We start from the raw sequence: 706 nt of genomic DNA, 5'->3' as shown, positions 1-706 counted from the left end.
TGCTCGTTCCTAACCAACCTCAGTTTAGTTTAGTCGGTTTTTTGTCCGCCTACGGCTGTCACTAGTATTGTTACCGGCAGCATAGCTGCCGACAATACTATGTTTCCAAAGCCCGGCGGCCAAAAAACTGCACTAGACCTAATTTAACTGAGAAATCCAGCCCAGGTTCGAACTTCGTACCTCGAACTTCGTAGAGATGGTGGAGACGAGCGGGTTCGAACCGCTGACCTCTTGAATGCCATTCAAGCGCTCTCCCAGCTGAGCTACGCCCCCACTATTCGTTTTTGTTGAGTTTGGTGGAGACGAGCGGAATCGAACCGCTGACCCCCTGCTTGCAAGGCAGGTGCTCTCCCAGCTGAGCTACGCCCCCACACTTTGCTTTTATGGTGGGCCTAAGTGGACTTGAACCACTGACCTCACGCTTATCAGGCGTGCGCTCTGACCAGCTGAGCTATAGGCCCATGTTTAGTTCGGTTGTTTATGAACTTCACCTGGCTGCGTTGCCGACTGCGTCGAGGTCCTCGACGTACCTCCAGTACGCCTCCGGCCTCTCCTCGCCGGCGCCTTGCCATGCTCGTTCCTAACCAACCTCGGCTTGCTTGCGATGAGAAATCCAGCCTCAGGTTCGAACTTCGTACCTCGAATTTCGAACCTCGATTAGCTCGATCCCTCAAAACTAAACAGGATGTTCTTCCACCTAAACTCG

Annotated in this window: 3 tRNA genes; all 3 read right to left on the bottom strand. The window is 53.3% G+C overall.

Annotation, left to right across the window (positions count from 1 at the left end):
- Positions 1-197 precede the first annotated feature (197 nt).
- The 3 genes from JDF658_RS12725 to JDF658_RS12715 all read right to left on the bottom strand — a co-directional run bounded on the left by JDF658_RS12725 (position 198) and on the right by JDF658_RS12715 (position 461).
- Positions 198-273: transfer RNA gene (locus tag JDF658_RS12725), tRNA-Ala, on the bottom strand.
- A gap of 21 nt (positions 274-294) precedes the next feature.
- A tRNA-Ala gene (locus JDF658_RS12720) sits at positions 295-370 on the bottom strand.
- Between the two features lie 14 nt (positions 371-384).
- Positions 385-461 (bottom strand) — tRNA-Ile (locus JDF658_RS12715).
- Positions 462-706: the final 245 nt, after the last annotated feature.

Source organism: Carboxydocella sp. JDF658, assembly GCF_002049395.1.
In the GTDB taxonomy this organism is placed as follows: domain Bacteria; phylum Bacillota.
The sequence above is the reverse complement of the archived record's forward strand: the minus strand, read 5'-3'. Positions and strand labels throughout refer to the sequence as shown.